The following is a 15,495-nucleotide window of genomic DNA, read 5'->3' as shown; positions in this document are numbered from 1 at the left end:
TTTCTTCTATACTCTGGCAAAAAAGTTTTAAAAGGCAAGTTTAACTCCGGATAAAGCTTATCGCTTCTATAAAAGGACCGGTCCAGGGTTGTGGAAAACTCTCTGAAAGCAAGCGCTTACAAGGATTATGTGCGATCCAAACAATTTGACTATCTGAAAAATTCTGATAACATGATTAAAAAATGAACGAGGTTAGCATGATTATTCGAAATAGAAAATATAGGAAGGTGAAAGTGTGACTACTCAAGAACTCAAACATGAATCCAAAAACGACCCTACGACACCTTTACGACGTGATGTGAACCTGCTCGGCAATATGCTCGGTGAAATTCTGGTCCACCACGGTGGGGAAGAACTATTGAACAAGGTTGAGACCATCCGGAACCTGACGAAAGAGCTTAGAAACAATCGTGAAAATGCGACGTATGAGAAGTTGAAAAGTGAAATAAAATCACTGCAACCCCCAATGCGTGCACAAGTGATCCGCGCATTCTCCATTTATTTTCACCTCGTGAATATTGCAGAACAAAATCATCGTATTCGTCGTCGCCGCGAATATCAACTTTTTGAAGATCAAGGTGTACAGCCATACTCGATCGAAAGTGCTGTTTTGTCGTTGAAAGATCACAACATCGAAGAGAAAGTCATCCAGGACGTGCTTGATGAACTGTCATTGGAATTGATCATCACCGCACACCCTACGGAAGCGACGAAGCGTACAGTGCTCGAAATTCAGAAACGTATTGCTACGATCTTGAAACAGCTCGATCATCCTCAACTGACAGCGAACGAACGTGAACGGATCATGGAAAGTCTGTTCAATGAGGTTACCGTCTTATGGCAAACCGATGAACTGAGACATCGCAAGCCGACTGTCATGGATGAAGTACGTAATGGACTCTACTATTTTGATCAGACTCTATTCGATGTTCTTCCTGATATCCACCAGGAGTTGGAGGACCGTCTGGAGGAAAGCTATCCCGAAGCAAAATGGAATGTGCCGAACTTTCTTCGATTCGGATCATGGATCGGCGGAGACCGTGACGGCAATCCGAACGTGACACCGGAAATCACGTGGGAAACGTTGAACAGACAGAGAAATCTCGTATTGAAAAAGTATGAGGAAGTCCTTGTCGAATTGATGAAACGATTCAGTCATTCGATGAATCGGGTAAAAGTGAGTGAAGAACTCAAAGCAGCTGTGGAAAGTGGGGAAGCACTCGTACCAAAAGAGAAGAGATGGCCGGTGAAAGAAGAATTGTATCGCCGTAAATTCGCTGTCATTCTGGAACGTCTGCGTCAAGTAGGTAGTGCTGAAACGGGGTATCAGTCTGCAGATGAATTACTTGCTGACCTTCAATTGATCCAGGCCAGTGTGAAAAACCATCAGCCATCAAAACGCGAACTGAAAATGCTGCGTAAATTGGTGCGCCAGGTGAAGCTATTCGGCTTCCACCTTGCCACCCTGGATATCCGGAATCACAGCGGTGAGCATGAATCCGCAATAACAGAGCTGTTCCAAAAAGTTGGACTCCACAGCGATTATAAGAATCTCTCAGAACCTGAAAAGGTACAGCTTTTGGAAGAGGTGTTGAAAGACCCTCGTCCGATTACGCTGTTGAATGACGACTATAGCGAAGAAACACAGAAGATGCTGGAAGTCTTTCAATTGATTCGTAATGCACATAAGGAGTTTGGAAAAAACTCGATCGAAGTGTATCTCATCAGTATGACAGAATCTGCAAGCGATCTTTTGGAAGTATTGGTACTAGCAAAAGAAGCGGGTATATACCGACTCCATGCTGATGGAACTGTAGAAAGCAACCTGAATGTGGCACCGTTACTTGAAACAGTTGATGATCTTGTAGCTGGCCCGGAAATCTTGAAAACATTGTTTGAAATGGATGTCTACAAGAAACACCTCGACAACCGTAAAAACCATCAAGAAATCATGTTGGGGTACTCCGATGGAAGTAAGGACGGTGGAACGCTGACAGCGAACTGGAAGCTTTATAAAGCACAGCAGGAAATCCACGATATGGCTAAAGCATACAACGTCCGTTTGAAATTTTTCCATGGACGTGGAGGTTCCCTTGGCCGCGGTGGTGGACCGTTGAACCGAAGCATTCTTTCACAGCCAGCTGAAACATTAGGTGATGGTGTGAAGATTACAGAGCAAGGCGAAGTCCTATCTTCTCGCTACCTATTGAGTGATATTGCGTACAGAAGCCTTGAACAAGGTGTTTCCACTTTAGTCGAAGGGGCAGCCCATGTGTCGAAGGAAACAGAACCGGTTGACAACCGCGACAGTGAACAGTGGGATCAAGCGATGGAAGAAATCGCGAATGTCTCTCTTGAAAAATATCAATCTCTCGTGTTTGCAGATAAAGACTTCCTGACGTATTTCAATGAAGCAACACCACTTCAAGAGCTCGGGGAATTGAACATCGGTTCCCGTCCGATGAAGCGGAAAGACAGCACGAAGTTCGAAAACTTACGAGCGATCCCGTGGGTGTTCGCCTGGACGCAAAATCGCCAGTTGATTCCAGCATGGTACGCCTCCGGTACAGGATTGACAGACTATGCTTCAAGAAGTGAGGACCACTTGAAGCAATTGCAGCAAATGTATGAGAACTGGCCTTTCTTCAAGTCCACGATCGATAACTTGCAGATGGCATTGACAAAAGCGGATGTGCATACGGCAAAAGAATATATAGCACTCGTCGGTGACCAGGTACTTGGTGAACGGATTTTCAACGATATCGTTGAGGAATATGAGAAAACGAAACAGGTGCTGTTACAAATCACGGGTGATCGTGAACTATTGGACCAGCAGCCGACGATCCAAGAATCAGTCAAGCTGCGTAATCCATACGTAGACCCGCTGAACTTCCTGCAAGTCGAACTCATCAAGGAACTGCGAGAAAAAGATTCAGAGAACGAAGAAACGCTCACAGAAGTGCTGCTCACCATCAGTGGAATCGCAGCTGGATTGCGTAACACAGGTTGATTCATACGATAGGAAAATAGCAGGTGATTTCCATAAGGGGATCATTCTGCTATTTTTTATGCATTAATTTGTCAGAAAAGATAGATAATTAGTAATTTGTGTTAAAATAAGTTATATTTATTAATAGCTAATTCAATTCCTATTCTGCCAGTATTTACAGTTTTATTTATAGGAAAAATGGATTATGGTATTTTTTATTCTTAAGACTAATAGACTATGTTTTTACAATTTAATTTCTAGTATAGTTAAATGGTGCATAAATTCTCAATATATGTCGAAAAATCTAAGTTTTTACTTACATAGATGAGTTGGTAAACTACATACGGGGGTAAAAAAATTGAAAAGAAAAGTGATAGCAGTTTTAGCATCTGCTAGTTTGTTGTTTGCTGGAGCCAATCATGCAGGGGTAGACGTTGTTCACGCAGAGTCTTTGAAAGATAAGATTAATAGTGTGAAAGAGAAGCGCGAGGAAAATAAATCGACCCAGGATAAAGTGAAAGAAGAGATTGAAAAGATAAAGCATAATCAAGATCTGCTTGATGCTGAAATTAAAAAGCTCGATCAACAGATGGCGGATACTCAGGGGAAAATCGAATCCAAGGAAAAAGAAATTTCCAATACTAAAGAAGAAATAGAAAAGCTTAAAGAAGAAATCAAGGAATTGGAAAAAAGAATTGCAGAGCGCGATAAAATGCTCAAGGATCGTGTAACCGCGATGTATGAAAATGGTGGTTCTGTACAATACATAGAAGTATTATTAGGCTCAAGAAGTTTTGGGGACTTTCTTGATCGTGTTTTCGCATTGAATGAAATTGCAGAACAAGACAAAGAGATCCTTGAAGCACATAAGGCAGATAAGAAGTTACTTGAAGAAACAAAGCAGAAGGTTGAACAAAAGCTTGAAACCTTGAAAAAGCAGATGAAAGAACTCGAAAGTTTGAAGGCAAGCTTGAAACAGAAAGTAGATCGTAAGAATGCCCTGTTAAGTGAATTGGAAAAAGAAGAAGAGCATATGCATGAGGAACTCGGTAATTTGGAAGATGAGGCCGACTTGCTTCAAAAGCAGCAATCAGCGTTCGAAGCTGAAAAACGTCGCCAGGAAGAAGAAGCACGACGCCTGGCTGCAAAACGTGCCGCAGAAAAGAAGGCAGCTGAAGAGGCCGCAAAACGCGCAGCAGCAAATAAAAACAATAAGAAATCATCCAGCCAATCTAGTAATAGCAGCACACCAGCTCCAACGCCATCAGTCAGTGGTGGATTATTCATGAAACCATCAGCCGGCTATTTTACATCAGGTTTTGGACCGCGATGGGGAAGTATGCATGCAGGGATTGATATCGCACGAGGTGGAACGATACCTGTCGTAGCATCTGCGTCTGGAACAGTTATTAAATCTTATTATTCCAGCAGTTATGGAAATGTAATCTTTATTGCCCACTATCTCAATGGACAAACCTATACAACGGTCTATGCTCACTTAAGAGAGCGTAATGTTGGCACTGGTTCATCTGTTCAAAAAGGACAGCGGATTGGAATTATGGGGAATACAGGTCGATCGACTGGCCAGCATTTACACTTTGAAATTCACAAAGGACAATGGAATTCAAGCAAATCGAATGCCATCAATCCAAGACAATTCTTTTAGGCTGACCAGGTCTAATCATTAAATAATGAACTTCAAGTTATGATGGAGCTTATCCGCAATAGGGTAAGCTCTATTTTTGTCTAATACTATAAGTGCGCTTAAGGTATTGGTTGGACTAGCCTTGTGGGATTATCGGGACAGGAGGAAGAGTAAACGGTGATGCGCTGTCCCTAAACAAGGTGTTAAGGGACAGGAACAGATGAAAATGGCGAGAAGCTGTCCCTAAACAAGGCGTTAAGGGACAGGAGCAGATGAAAATGGCGAGAAGCTGTCCCTAAACAAGGTGTTAAGGGACAGGAACAGATGAAAATGGCGAGAAGCTGTCCCAAAACAAGGTGTTAAGGGACAGGAGCAGATGAAAATGGCGAGAAACTGTCCCAAAACAAGGTGTTAAGGGACAGGAACAGATGAAAATGACGAGAAGCTGTCCCAAAACAAGGCGTTAAGGGACAGGAACAGATGAAAATAGCGAGAAGCTGTCCCAAAACAAGGCGTTAAGGGACAGGAACAGATGAAAATGGCGAGAAACTGTCCCAAAACTGTGCGATTGGAACAGTAGTAGAGAAAGTCTGCCCCCCTGTTTAACCAAAATCTCTGGCCTTTTGAATTTAATCATTGAGTTAGCACCCATAATTTGAAATAATTGGTACATTAGACTAGATTGCAAAATTCAGGTGCAGATGTCTTTGGAGGTAAGGGGATGCGAATGAGTATTTTGGCCGATAAAAACATAATGAATGAAAGTGAACTGAAAAAAATATTGAAGGAAATCAAATCTGGACAAAAAAACTGGGATGATGAGAATAAAAGATTGATAGTGAGATCCATGATCAATCATATTGGATCAACGGATGGTGAACTCAGAGACCAGCTGATCTACACAACTTTTTTCAAGTTGATAATTGAGAAAAATCTACTTGAAACCGAACTTTTGAAAGAGCTATTAGATTGTAGTGTAAACCACTTAATGTTCAAAGGAATCGGTGAAACAGGGACAGACACGGTATTTACGCGATCTTTTTCGACACTCCTAATAGCACTTATATTATATAAAGATAATGCAGAGAATTTTCTAACCGGAGATACAACCGTTTACATAAAACAGAAGTTGATTCAATATATAACACTTGAAAAAGATTTGAGAGGTTTCGTTTCTGATAAAGGTTGGGCTCATAGTATTGCTCATGTTGCTGATACTTTTGATGAATTAATAAAAAACCCTGAAATAAGTGAAGAAGACTATGTGGAAATTCTACAACAATTATTGAATAAGATACTCGTTTCTGAGAGCGTTTATGTTCACGATGAGGATGAAAGGATCCTGACACCTATCCTTGAAATGTTGGATAACGGATTAGACGTAAAGGTAATTGAAGAATGGTTACAAGAATTACCGATGAAATTAGAAGGCAATAAAAGACACCTCGATTGTGAAAAGTATTGGTTCTTAGTCTTTAACATCAAGACATTCTTGAAAACTTTCTACATTAAGATCAACAGTGATAAGCATTATGAATCTTTACAAAATAGTATAAGACATTGTCTCACAAAGATAAGGTAATGTTGGAGGAGGTTCATGTGAACATATTATCATTGTTCGGAAAATTGAATTTATGGACTGGAGCCATATTTTTTATACTAGGTGTTTATCTATTGGTGATGGACTTAAAAAACAACACTTTTATCTTCACGAATTCACTCGCAATCGCTTTTATTTCGCTAGGGATTTGTATAGCTTTGATTTCAGCGTTTTCAACAAGAAAAGGCAAGTGTTGATGAAAATTTGTTACGGAGGTTGGGTTTGAGAAGACTCATTGAAAAAATGCTTTATTATTCTGTTCACTTTTTATATTCATTGCGCTTTGGAAAGGCGTAGGATGGATCTGGAATAGCGTTGTCCCTTTTAATTACAAAACGGATCTGATCGGTTTTTTTATCGTTTTCCCTTTGATGATTGGTGCTTCATTTCTCCTTTCCAGTCTTGTATTCAAACGCATAAGGGAAACCAAGGAAAGTTAAAAAGTTCCATTTCGTTTATTGATAATTATAAAAACCATGCTATACTCGATATAACTTATACAGAACGGAGGGTTTCTCGTGGCATTTTGCAGACTAAGATTCCAGGGTATGAACCACTAATTGAATAGTGTTCATCAGCTCTGCCTGTGAGCAGGGGAACGGGATTGGTCTGCCTTTTTACAGAAACCTCATATAGCTATTTGATGCTAACCAAAGAGGGGCAAATCTGCTTCTATTTTGCATTGTCCCTAAGTTTTCTTTATTGTCTTCAAATTGATTTCTCCCGTTTCCAGTACGCATAGGCTGGGTTGCAACTTAAGCAGAACGGGGGATTTTTTAATGATGCAGAAAAACGAACATGAAATCTTGACTCTTGCCGAAAATCATGGACTACACTTGAGACCGGAGACATTAAAAATCAATGAATCTGGTATGGACTTTCGAGTCGGGTTTGCGGAAGATGAAAATGGACAGTCATGGGTGCTTAGAAAGCCGAGACGTCCGGATGTTTTGAAGCGAGCGGAGTACGAGGGGAGAGCACTTGGACTTTTGAAAAAGGAACTTCGAGTGGCTGTTCCTGATTGGCAGGTGAATTCGAAAGATCTCATCGCATACCCGAGAGTGGTAGGAACGCCTTTAGCAGTGATCGATCTCGAAATCATGAACTATGTGTGGCATGTGGAGCCAGAATCCATCAAGGATGTTTATGTGCGTTCGTTAGCTGAAGTGATGGCAGATCTTCATAGAGTTGATAAAATACAAGCCGATGAAGCTGGAATCGAAGTGCTCAGTCCGAGTGAAGCAAGGAACTCAATGTTGGAAAAAATGGAGCGGACGAAACGGGAAATCGGAGTTTCCGAGGAGTTGTGGGTACGTTGGCAAAAGTGGATAGAAGAGGATTCTTATTGGCCAGAGCATTCTACCTTGATCCATGGCGATCTCCATCCAGCACACATCCTGATTGATGATGCCCAACAAGTGACGGGGCTGTTGGATTGGACTGAAGTGAAGGTGACGGATCCAGCAACGGACTTCATTGTGCATTACATGATTTTTGAACAAAGTGGGACAGAAACGCTTTTGAAGCATTATGAAAACGCGGGTGGTCGTGTGTGGCCAAGGATGATTGAGCATATTATAGAGCATCAAGCTGCCTATCCGGTTTCCGTTGCGATGTTTGCCTTACAGACCGGGGAGGTTGGTCATATGGAGATGGCCCGAAACGCCCTTGGATTGAACAAATAATCGGTTTCAACAACGGGATCTGCGGGAACGGATGAGTAAACCAAAAATATCAGGAGGGAGCTGGAATGAAACAATATAGTGTAGTACCAGACCGTGATGTGAACGGCTGGTTTGTAAAAATCGAGGATACTGCGCCTGCAGATCATTATGAAATGAAATCAGCAGCGATTGAATACGCAGAAAAAATCGCAAAGGAAAACAAACCAAGCAAACTGTCCATTCTCGATAAAAACCTTGAAGTAGAAGAAGAACGGACATATTAATTGCAAAACTCACAGGGCGGACGAAAACATCGCTTTAATTGGATGTACGGCCGCCCTTTCCTACTGTTTAATTTCTTGAATGTGCCTTTTGATTATTATCTTGCTGATTATCTCTACAACTTTACAGTAGAACGCTACAAATTTGAAATTATCACTACAACTCAAAAACTATCTCTACAACTTCATTTTTACATCGCTTTTTTCGACTTGGATGTCCTTAGCCCCATTGAACCTAGCGAATTTTTCCAGAGCTTCTCGCAATGAACTCCGCAGTTCTGTGGTTTTCTCCACCCAGGGTTCGAGCTGAAGCAAGCGAACGATCAGGACCTCATTTTTACGATCGATTTGCGGATCCATCCTACCGATCAACCGATCCTCACATAAAATCGGCATCGCATACGGTCCATATTTACGTTTCGCTCGAGGTGTATAGATTTCCCACTTATAGTCGAAGTCGAATAAATCCTTTATACGATCGCGGCTCCATAACAAATTATCTAGCGGTGGTAGAAAGATAATCCCGCCTGGATTCTCGGTGTCTCCGTAACTATCACCATGCACGAATTTTTCCAGCTCCTCCAAGTCTTCAGTCAACATATAATACTGACGTTTCACCCCATCGATTTGAAGTGGAGTGACCGAACCAGAAGCAACGCGGTTTTCAATTTCTTCCCGCCGTTCTGCAGCGGTCAGTTTTTGCCATCCGAATCGTGCGTCACGTGGATCGAACACACGATAGGCACGTAAGTATTTTTCGATCAATAATGCACGAGCAGTCGCTTCATCCATTGCTTTCGTCTTTTTCAATACATCGGTACTGAGTGTTCGTTCTGTAATGTCGAAATAGCGTTCTGTGCGGTTGCGCCTGACTACTCGGATCACACCGGAATCCAGCAACAGATTCAGAGCGAGAGACGTTTCTTTCGTTTTCGGCGTCTTGTTATCCCAATAGCCATGCACACGTTTTTCGGACTGGAAAGCACGAGAAGGAAGCGGACCCTCGGATTTCAATTGTTCGATCACCGCATCGACCACGAGCCCTAATTGTTCTAATGATTCAGCGACCTTACTTTGAATCCGTACTCTGGTCGGCTCGAACATCGGGAAATCCTCGATCGGGATGACACAGGCGGCATTCGCAAAATACTCGAAGACTGTTCCTTCAGCCAAAAGGTCGTCCAGCTGCTTCGGATCATATCCAGGAATCCGTGCGGCTAACACCAGGTGCTGGTTCCGCTCAACGACCGAAACGGGATCCAACTGGACACACTCGAGTTTTCTAACCATATGTAGCGGGTCTGGAACAGGAGGCTGCTCCATCCCCAGAAGTGCTTGCTTGGATAAAAGGAACCTGCGGAGATCGATCTTCGTCACAGAATAAGTCCTATTCGTCATAACCTTCCCCCTTAAAAATAACGGTTTTGAACATCTTCTATCAGTTGATGCGGATTGCTGAAAACCTGACGAAATCCATAGCCGACATACAACGGTGTTGTCGCATAACGAGGTATGACTTTGATGTAGATCTTCCCGCTCCAATGATAGAAAAAGAGATTATAGCTCGAGCAGCCGCGGCCATTGAAATGATTCACGACATAATGGACCGTTTTCTGTATATAGTCAGCAGCCTGATCGATCTTTTCCATATCATCCAATGCAATATTGAATTCTGTAAAACCGATCCGCGGATGCGTCGAGAGATTCAAATGGACACCATTGGAGGAGTGGATTTCATGCCCCTCAAAAGAATCATCGCTCAGGTTATCCCGATAATCGACGTTATTGAAGCCGATGATCTGCATGTGGGGATGGCGGACGGATCCCCCGGACAATGGGCCGTGATTTTTAAAGAACGCAACGGATCGGTGACGGCCTTGTTCCTCGATCTCCAGCCATTTCTCCACTCCAAATCGGATCAATTTATAGAGATGCGGCTTGGAATACTCGGATAGTTCAGATTCGCAATCATCCGTTTCGATCAACACGGTTTGGAAGGCATCCTCGATCACTGGATATTTGTTTTTCACAAGAATGATCGAGTCGCGGGTGTCTAATATATCTGAAAGACCTTCCGTCACACAGAACGGGCAAGGCTTCTTCTGGTGGACATTGTTCGGTTTTTTACGAGCAATCGAACTGTTGAACTTAAGAATTGTATCTTTATCCATAGGATCACCATCGTTTTATCAGTCTTTGTTGGTTGAAAGCATGTAGATAAGGTAGGTAATTTCAGTTATCATATCCGCAGTTTCCCATTTTGCTCACTTCATGAAGCGTTCATGAGCATACCTAATCCACTGTTTCCCATTTTGCTCACTTCATGAAGCGTTCATGAGCATACCTAATCCACTGTTTCCCATTTTGCTCACTTCATGAAGCGTTCATGAGCATACCTAATCCACTGTTTCCCATTTTGCTCACTTCATGAAGCGTTCATGAGCATACCTAATCCGTAGTTTCCCATTTTGATCACTTCATGAAGCGTTCATGAGCATACCTAATCCGTAGTTTCCCATTTCGCTCACTTCATGAAGCGTTCATGAGCATACCTAATCCACTGTTCCCCATTTTGATCACTTCATGAAGCATTCATGAGCATACGAGTATTCTCTTTTTCCTAATTATACGACTTATCAATCATGTTCGTCTATTTTAGCGCTATTATGAAGGCACTTCATTGACTTTGTTATACTTGAACTAATAATGAAGGATAGAAGGAGTTGAATGAGGATGAAGAAGAACACCATCGCTTATACAGTGGACAAAGTTAGAAAAGAAAAGCCGTTGGTGCATAATATCACGAATGTGGTCGTCACGAATTTTACAGCAAATGGCTTACTAGCGTTGGGGGCGTCACCAATCATGGCGTATGCGAAAGAGGAAGTGGCAGACATGGCAAAGGTGGCAGGAGCACTTGTCCTCAATATCGGGACGCTTGATGAAACAGTCGTTGAATCGATGATCATTGCTGGTAAGGCAGCGAATGAGCAAGGCGTCCCAGTCCTCCTTGACCCGGTAGGAGCTGGTGCCACAGCATACCGTACCGATTCTGCCCGGAAACTTTTAAAAGAGGTCAGGGTCTCCGTCTTGAGAGGAAATGCTGCAGAAGTCGCCAACGTAATCGGGGAGGAGTGGGAGATCAAAGGCGTAGACGCCGGAGAGAAAAACCGTGACTCTATTGAACTGGCCCAATCAGCCGCACAACAGCTCGGGCTTGTAGCTGTGGTTACGGGAGTGGATGATGTCGTCTCTGATGGGATGGAGACATATATGGTCCGTAACGGGCATGCGTTACTGACAAGTGTGACAGGGACCGGATGTCTATTAAGCTCTGTCATTGGTGCCTTTTCAGCGGTGGAAAAAGAGCTGGTAATGGCTTCGGTGGCTGCTGTCGCAAGCTATGGTGTCGCTGCAGAAATGGCAGCGGAACGAGTCGGGAAAGAAGGACCCGGAAGCTTCCAGGTCGAATTCTTAAATACCTTGTCCCAGGTTTCTGCTGAGGAGATTGATGAGCTTGTGGTGGTTAAGGAAGTCCCATCAACGGGAGAATAAGAGCCTACTATTTTGAGAGGTTATTAGGTGGAAAGAATGAAAAGACACCCGTTTTATTTCAGTCCGATTTTATTCTATTCAGTTTTCATATTGAGCACGATCGTAACAACTGTGATCGTGTATAAGGATTTTGGACATCCCTTAACTGTTAAATTCATAGTTGGCTATGTGATTTTTCTACTTGTCTCTCTTTTCTATTTTACTATTGCAGCCACAAGCAAAATCAGGAAATTGAAATGGATACAAATAAGAACACGTGTATACACCTTCATCATTTCTTGTACCTTGTTAAGCAGCTCAAGTATTGTTCTGAATTATTTTTTGAACCCAGGGGTCATGGATTATTATAAAATCTTTTCTATTGCATTGGGTATTTCTCTGGGGATCGCCTTTTTTGATCTATACTTTCGAAGGGAAAGCGATTGATTCCGAACACATCTGTTAAGGAGAAATGAAGTTTTTGTAAGTGGCCGTAATGAGTTAGAATCAGGCGATTAGAACGAATGTGTACAGGAACCAATACCTAATTCGATAACAAAAACAGGGCAATGAAATCTCGTTTACTAGATGATGGTTCATTTCGCACGCGTCGAACGTAGTGGTTTCTATGAAGTTTTCTCGTAGTTTATTTAAAAGAAGTTTATCAGGATTTCATATGGAATTTACCAAAGATGCTTATAATCACAATTGTACGTACGATTAACATAAGCTGAAGGGAGATTTTCTGATGAACCGAAATGAGAAGCACAGCCATTTGCTCCATGATCCTGAAACGTTATTGCACCGTTCGATGAACCGTAAAGACTTTTTGAACAAGGTGAGTAAAATTGCCGTTGTCGGGTTGGGGATGACGCTGACACAACCGTTGAACAATCTCAGAGTTGAAGCAGCTCCGCAGTTCACGAGCTATCCATTTACACTCGGCGTCGCTTCTGGTGACCCGTTGGCCGACAGTGTCGTTTTATGGACAAGGCTTGCTCCTGAACCATTGAATGGCGGTGGTATGCCGAATTACAATGTGCCTGTCCAATGGGAGCTGGCTGAAGACGGAGATTTCCGAAGAATCATCCAGCAGGGTACTGAGCTGGCAACTCCTGAACTAGGGCACTCGGTGCATGTTGAAGTCGGTGATATGGAACCGAACAAACCTTACTTCTATCGTTTCAAAGCAGGGAACGAAATCAGTCCAGTCGGAAAGACCAAAGCCCTGCCAGCGCCGGGTCAACAGTTATCAAAGCTGACGTTCGCCTTTGCCTCCTGTCAACAGTTCGAGCACGGCTATTACACCGCATTCCGCCATATGTCAGAAGAGAAGCTCGATCTGATCTTCCATCTCGGTGACTATATTTATGAGTACGGACCAAACGAATATATCTCGAAGACTGGCAATGTACGGACCCATCATGGACCGGAAATCATCACCCTTGAAGATTACCGTAACAGACTCGCACAATATAAAAGCGACAAAGACCTGAGAGCCGCACATGCAGCATGCCCTTGGATCGTAACATGGGACGACCATGAAGTCGAAAACAACTATGCCGATGAGATTCCTGAGAAAGGTCAATCTGTGGAAGAATTCATCCAGCGCCGTGCGAATGCTTATCAAGCTTATTACGAGCATATGCCGTTGCGGAAATCATCCATCCCTCAGGGGCCAGATATGAATCTGTATCGCCGCTTTACATACGGTGATCTCGTGGAATTCAATGTGCTCGATACCCGTCAATATCGCGACGATCAAGCGAATGATGATGGAATCAAACCGCCGAATGAAGCATCCACGGATCCAAACCGGACGTTGATCGGTGGGGACCAGGAACGTTGGCTTCTAGAAGGACTAGGCCGCTCGCAAGCTCGATGGAATGTCCTCGCCCAGCAGATTTTCTTCAACCAATTGAACTTCAGTACGAAAGATGCCCCGAAATACAATATGGATGCCTGGGATGGATATGCTGCGAACCGTGATCGTATCCTTGATTTTATCAGTGAAAACAAAATCGGGAACTTCGTTGTTTTGACAGGGGATGTCCATGCAAATTGGGCAGGTGACATCAAGAAGGATTATCATGATCCGAATTCAGAAACACTCGGCTCTGAGTTCGTCGGGACCTCGATCACCTCTGGAGGAGACGGAGCAGAGAAGCGGAAGGACACAGCTCAGTTTTTAGCTGAAAATCCTCACATCAAATTTTTCAATGATTATCGGGGATATGTACGGTGCACGATCACCCCCGAGAAGTGGACTGCTGATTACCGTGTGGTGCCTTATGTGAGCCAGCCCGGAGCCCCGATCGCCACAAGAGCGACATTCGAAATCAAGCATGATGAACCTGATCTGAAGTTGAAAATTGATAAGCCCTTATCCAATACAAAATTCCAATCTACTGAAGTTGAAGATGACCGGATCAAAGCACAAGAAAAAGCACACGAAAAACAAATGGAGAAGCTTGGTCGGATGAAGATCGGAAGCCCTAAGTAAAGATTGATAGCGGGAACTGAGTTGACGAGTTTTTTCAGAGGTGCAATCAAGCAAAGATCAATACAGAACGCACTGGATTTTCACAATGAAAATTACAGTGCGTTTTTTATTTCTATATCAAGAATAATAGGCAATGAATTCACAAGCCTGAGATATTTATTATACAGTAGGAGGATCAGTTGTAATTAACGAAGGATGATGGATAAATATGTTAAAATATAGAGATGAAACATTGATGATCGTTATACAAGAAAAGGGTAGGATTGTTGAATAAGGATTGCAGATGTGCCTAACGGACAGGAGAGCCTTTATTTGTGACAAAAACACTAATTTCGGGATGCTAACGGACACCAGAGACGCTATTCGTTAAAAAGTAGGTTGTTTTTGATGATTTAGGAGCAAATAAGGTCTCCTGTGTCCGTTAGAGTTTGGAAACACATGTATTTCATAAAAATAAGGTTCTCTGTGTCCGTTAGGTTTTATAAAGGAGTCATTCTTCCTCAATAGGGGGCACTTCTGGAATAAAGAGGTGTCCGTTTTCCATATTAGGGCTAGATTATGGAATAAGAAGTTATTTCTAACCGTCACATTGACATGTTCAAAGGGGGGGATCTAAATTGGATCCAAACATGATTAAGTTTCGAAGGCTTATATTAGAAGATTTACCACATATGTATGACTGGATTAGAAATGACCGTATTGTCAACCGTTTTTGGGCTTACAACAAAAAAGAACCTTTTGAAAAGGTAACCAAGGAGTTTTCTGATTATATCAATAGGGTTGAGCAAACTGATCCGTACCTGATACTTTATAATGATACTCCCATTGGTTATATACAAACATTCAATTGGAGTGATTATCCTGAATTTGAAAAGTACGTTGATCTAACTGATTCAGCCAGTCTAGACTTATTCATCGGAGAAGAGGAGTATAGAAATAAAGGACTTGGCACAAGAATTCTGACACGTTTCCTAAGTCAGTTTGTTTTTTCCGACGAGAGTATAGAGAGGTGTATTATTAATCCAGAGGTTAACAACAGTATAGCTATACGAGCCTATGAAAAAGTTGGGTTTCAGATTATCAAAATGGTCCCAGATATCCCAGAAGAACCAGGACCTGTTTATTTCATGAGGTTAGATCGTCAAGATTTCCAAGAAGAAAAAAGTCTTAATAAATAAAAGAAATAGTAAGCAACCACACGAATCTTAATTGGTTCTTATTGAGCTGAGTGCTTTTCTGTTAATCTGGCACAGGTATTGTAAAACGATCTTTCGTTATC

Annotated in this window: 11 protein-coding genes; 9 read left to right on the top strand and 2 right to left on the bottom strand. The window is 42.5% G+C overall.

What is annotated here, in order from left to right:
- Positions 1 to 235: 235 nt before the first annotated feature.
- From ppc to N8M93_RS03680, 5 genes are all read left to right on the top strand, one after another.
- Complete coding sequence (gene ppc / locus N8M93_RS03700; RefSeq protein WP_261129778.1) at positions 236 to 3,010, top strand: phosphoenolpyruvate carboxylase; 2,775 nt, start codon at positions 236 to 238, stop codon at positions 3,008 to 3,010.
- Between the two features lie 337 nt (positions 3,011 to 3,347).
- Positions 3,348 to 4,655: a peptidoglycan DD-metalloendopeptidase family protein gene (locus tag N8M93_RS22775; protein WP_314728255.1), complete on the top strand. Its 1,308-nt coding sequence runs from the start codon at positions 3,348 to 3,350 to the stop codon at positions 4,653 to 4,655.
- A 700-nt stretch (positions 4,656 to 5,355) separates the two neighbouring features.
- Positions 5,356 to 6,216, top strand: a complete 861-nt coding sequence (locus N8M93_RS03690) for a DUF2785 domain-containing protein (protein WP_261129777.1) — start codon at positions 5,356 to 5,358, stop codon at positions 6,214 to 6,216.
- A gap of 797 nt (positions 6,217 to 7,013) precedes the next feature.
- The gene (locus tag N8M93_RS03685; protein WP_261129776.1) at positions 7,014 to 7,919 is read left to right on the top strand and encodes a macrolide 2'-phosphotransferase; all 906 of its coding nucleotides are present in this window, start codon (positions 7,014 to 7,016) and stop codon (positions 7,917 to 7,919) included.
- A gap of 65 nt (positions 7,920 to 7,984) precedes the next feature.
- Positions 7,985 to 8,182 (top strand): DUF2188 domain-containing protein, encoded by a 198-nt coding sequence (locus N8M93_RS03680; protein WP_221567909.1) that lies wholly within the window; start codon positions 7,985 to 7,987, stop codon positions 8,180 to 8,182.
- Between the two features lie 174 nt (positions 8,183 to 8,356).
- Here the strand turns inward: N8M93_RS03680 and N8M93_RS03675 are convergent, their stop codons facing one another.
- Both N8M93_RS03675 and N8M93_RS03670 read right to left on the bottom strand, forming a co-directional pair.
- On the bottom strand, positions 8,357 to 9,577 hold the full coding sequence (locus N8M93_RS03675) for a winged helix-turn-helix domain-containing protein (protein WP_261129775.1): 1,221 nt from the start codon (positions 9,575 to 9,577) through the stop codon (positions 8,357 to 8,359).
- A gap of 11 nt (positions 9,578 to 9,588) precedes the next feature.
- Positions 9,589 to 10,350 carry a DUF4931 domain-containing protein gene (locus N8M93_RS03670; protein ID WP_261129774.1) on the bottom strand — a complete coding sequence of 254 codons (762 nt, stop codon included), beginning with the start codon at positions 10,348 to 10,350 and terminating at the stop codon, positions 9,589 to 9,591.
- Between the two features lie 562 nt (positions 10,351 to 10,912).
- On the opposite strand from N8M93_RS03670, the gene thiM reads away from it, so the two are divergent.
- The 4 genes from thiM to N8M93_RS03650 all read left to right on the top strand — a co-directional run bounded on the left by thiM (position 10,913) and on the right by N8M93_RS03650 (position 15,394).
- Positions 10,913 to 11,734: a hydroxyethylthiazole kinase gene (thiM, locus tag N8M93_RS03665; RefSeq protein WP_261129773.1), complete on the top strand. Its 822-nt coding sequence runs from the start codon at positions 10,913 to 10,915 to the stop codon at positions 11,732 to 11,734.
- A 36-nt stretch (positions 11,735 to 11,770) separates the two neighbouring features.
- On the top strand, positions 11,771 to 12,160 hold the full coding sequence (locus tag N8M93_RS03660; protein WP_261129772.1) for a hypothetical protein: 390 nt from the start codon (positions 11,771 to 11,773) through the stop codon (positions 12,158 to 12,160).
- 301 nt (positions 12,161 to 12,461) lie between these two features.
- On the top strand, positions 12,462 to 14,216 hold the full coding sequence (locus N8M93_RS03655; RefSeq protein WP_261129771.1) for an alkaline phosphatase: 1,755 nt from the start codon (positions 12,462 to 12,464) through the stop codon (positions 14,214 to 14,216).
- Between the two features lie 617 nt (positions 14,217 to 14,833).
- Positions 14,834 to 15,394 (top strand): acetyltransferase, encoded by a 561-nt coding sequence (locus N8M93_RS03650; protein ID WP_261129770.1) that lies wholly within the window; start codon positions 14,834 to 14,836, stop codon positions 15,392 to 15,394.
- Positions 15,395 to 15,495: the final 101 nt, after the last annotated feature.

The organism is Bacillus sp. Marseille-Q3570, from assembly GCF_946151055.1.
Classification (GTDB): domain Bacteria; phylum Bacillota; class Bacilli; order Bacillales; family Fictibacillaceae; genus Pseudalkalibacillus.
Note: the sequence above shows the minus strand (reverse complement) of the source record. Positions and strands in the feature narration are given on the sequence as shown.

What these genes read in the sequence shown, in the direction of transcription:
- N8M93_RS03690 (WP_261129777.1), top strand. Translation starts at nt 5,356, where the DNA reads ATGCGAATGAGTATTTTGGCCGATAAAAACATAATGAATGAAAGTGAA.
- N8M93_RS03685 (WP_261129776.1), top strand. Translation starts at nt 7,014, where the DNA reads ATGATGCAGAAAAACGAACATGAAATCTTGACTCTTGCCGAAAATCAT.
- N8M93_RS03680 (WP_221567909.1), top strand. Translation starts at nt 7,985, where the DNA reads ATGAAACAATATAGTGTAGTACCAGACCGTGATGTGAACGGCTGGTTT.
- N8M93_RS03675 (WP_261129775.1), bottom strand. Translation starts at nt 9,577, where the DNA reads ATGACGAATAGGACTTATTCTGTGACGAAGATCGATCTCCGCAGGTTC.
- N8M93_RS03670 (WP_261129774.1), bottom strand. Translation starts at nt 10,350, where the DNA reads ATGGATAAAGATACAATTCTTAAGTTCAACAGTTCGATTGCTCGTAAA.
- thiM (WP_261129773.1), top strand. Translation starts at nt 10,913, where the DNA reads ATGAAGAAGAACACCATCGCTTATACAGTGGACAAAGTTAGAAAAGAA.
- N8M93_RS03660 (WP_261129772.1), top strand. Translation starts at nt 11,771, where the DNA reads ATGAAAAGACACCCGTTTTATTTCAGTCCGATTTTATTCTATTCAGTT.
- N8M93_RS03655 (WP_261129771.1), top strand. Translation starts at nt 12,462, where the DNA reads ATGAACCGAAATGAGAAGCACAGCCATTTGCTCCATGATCCTGAAACG.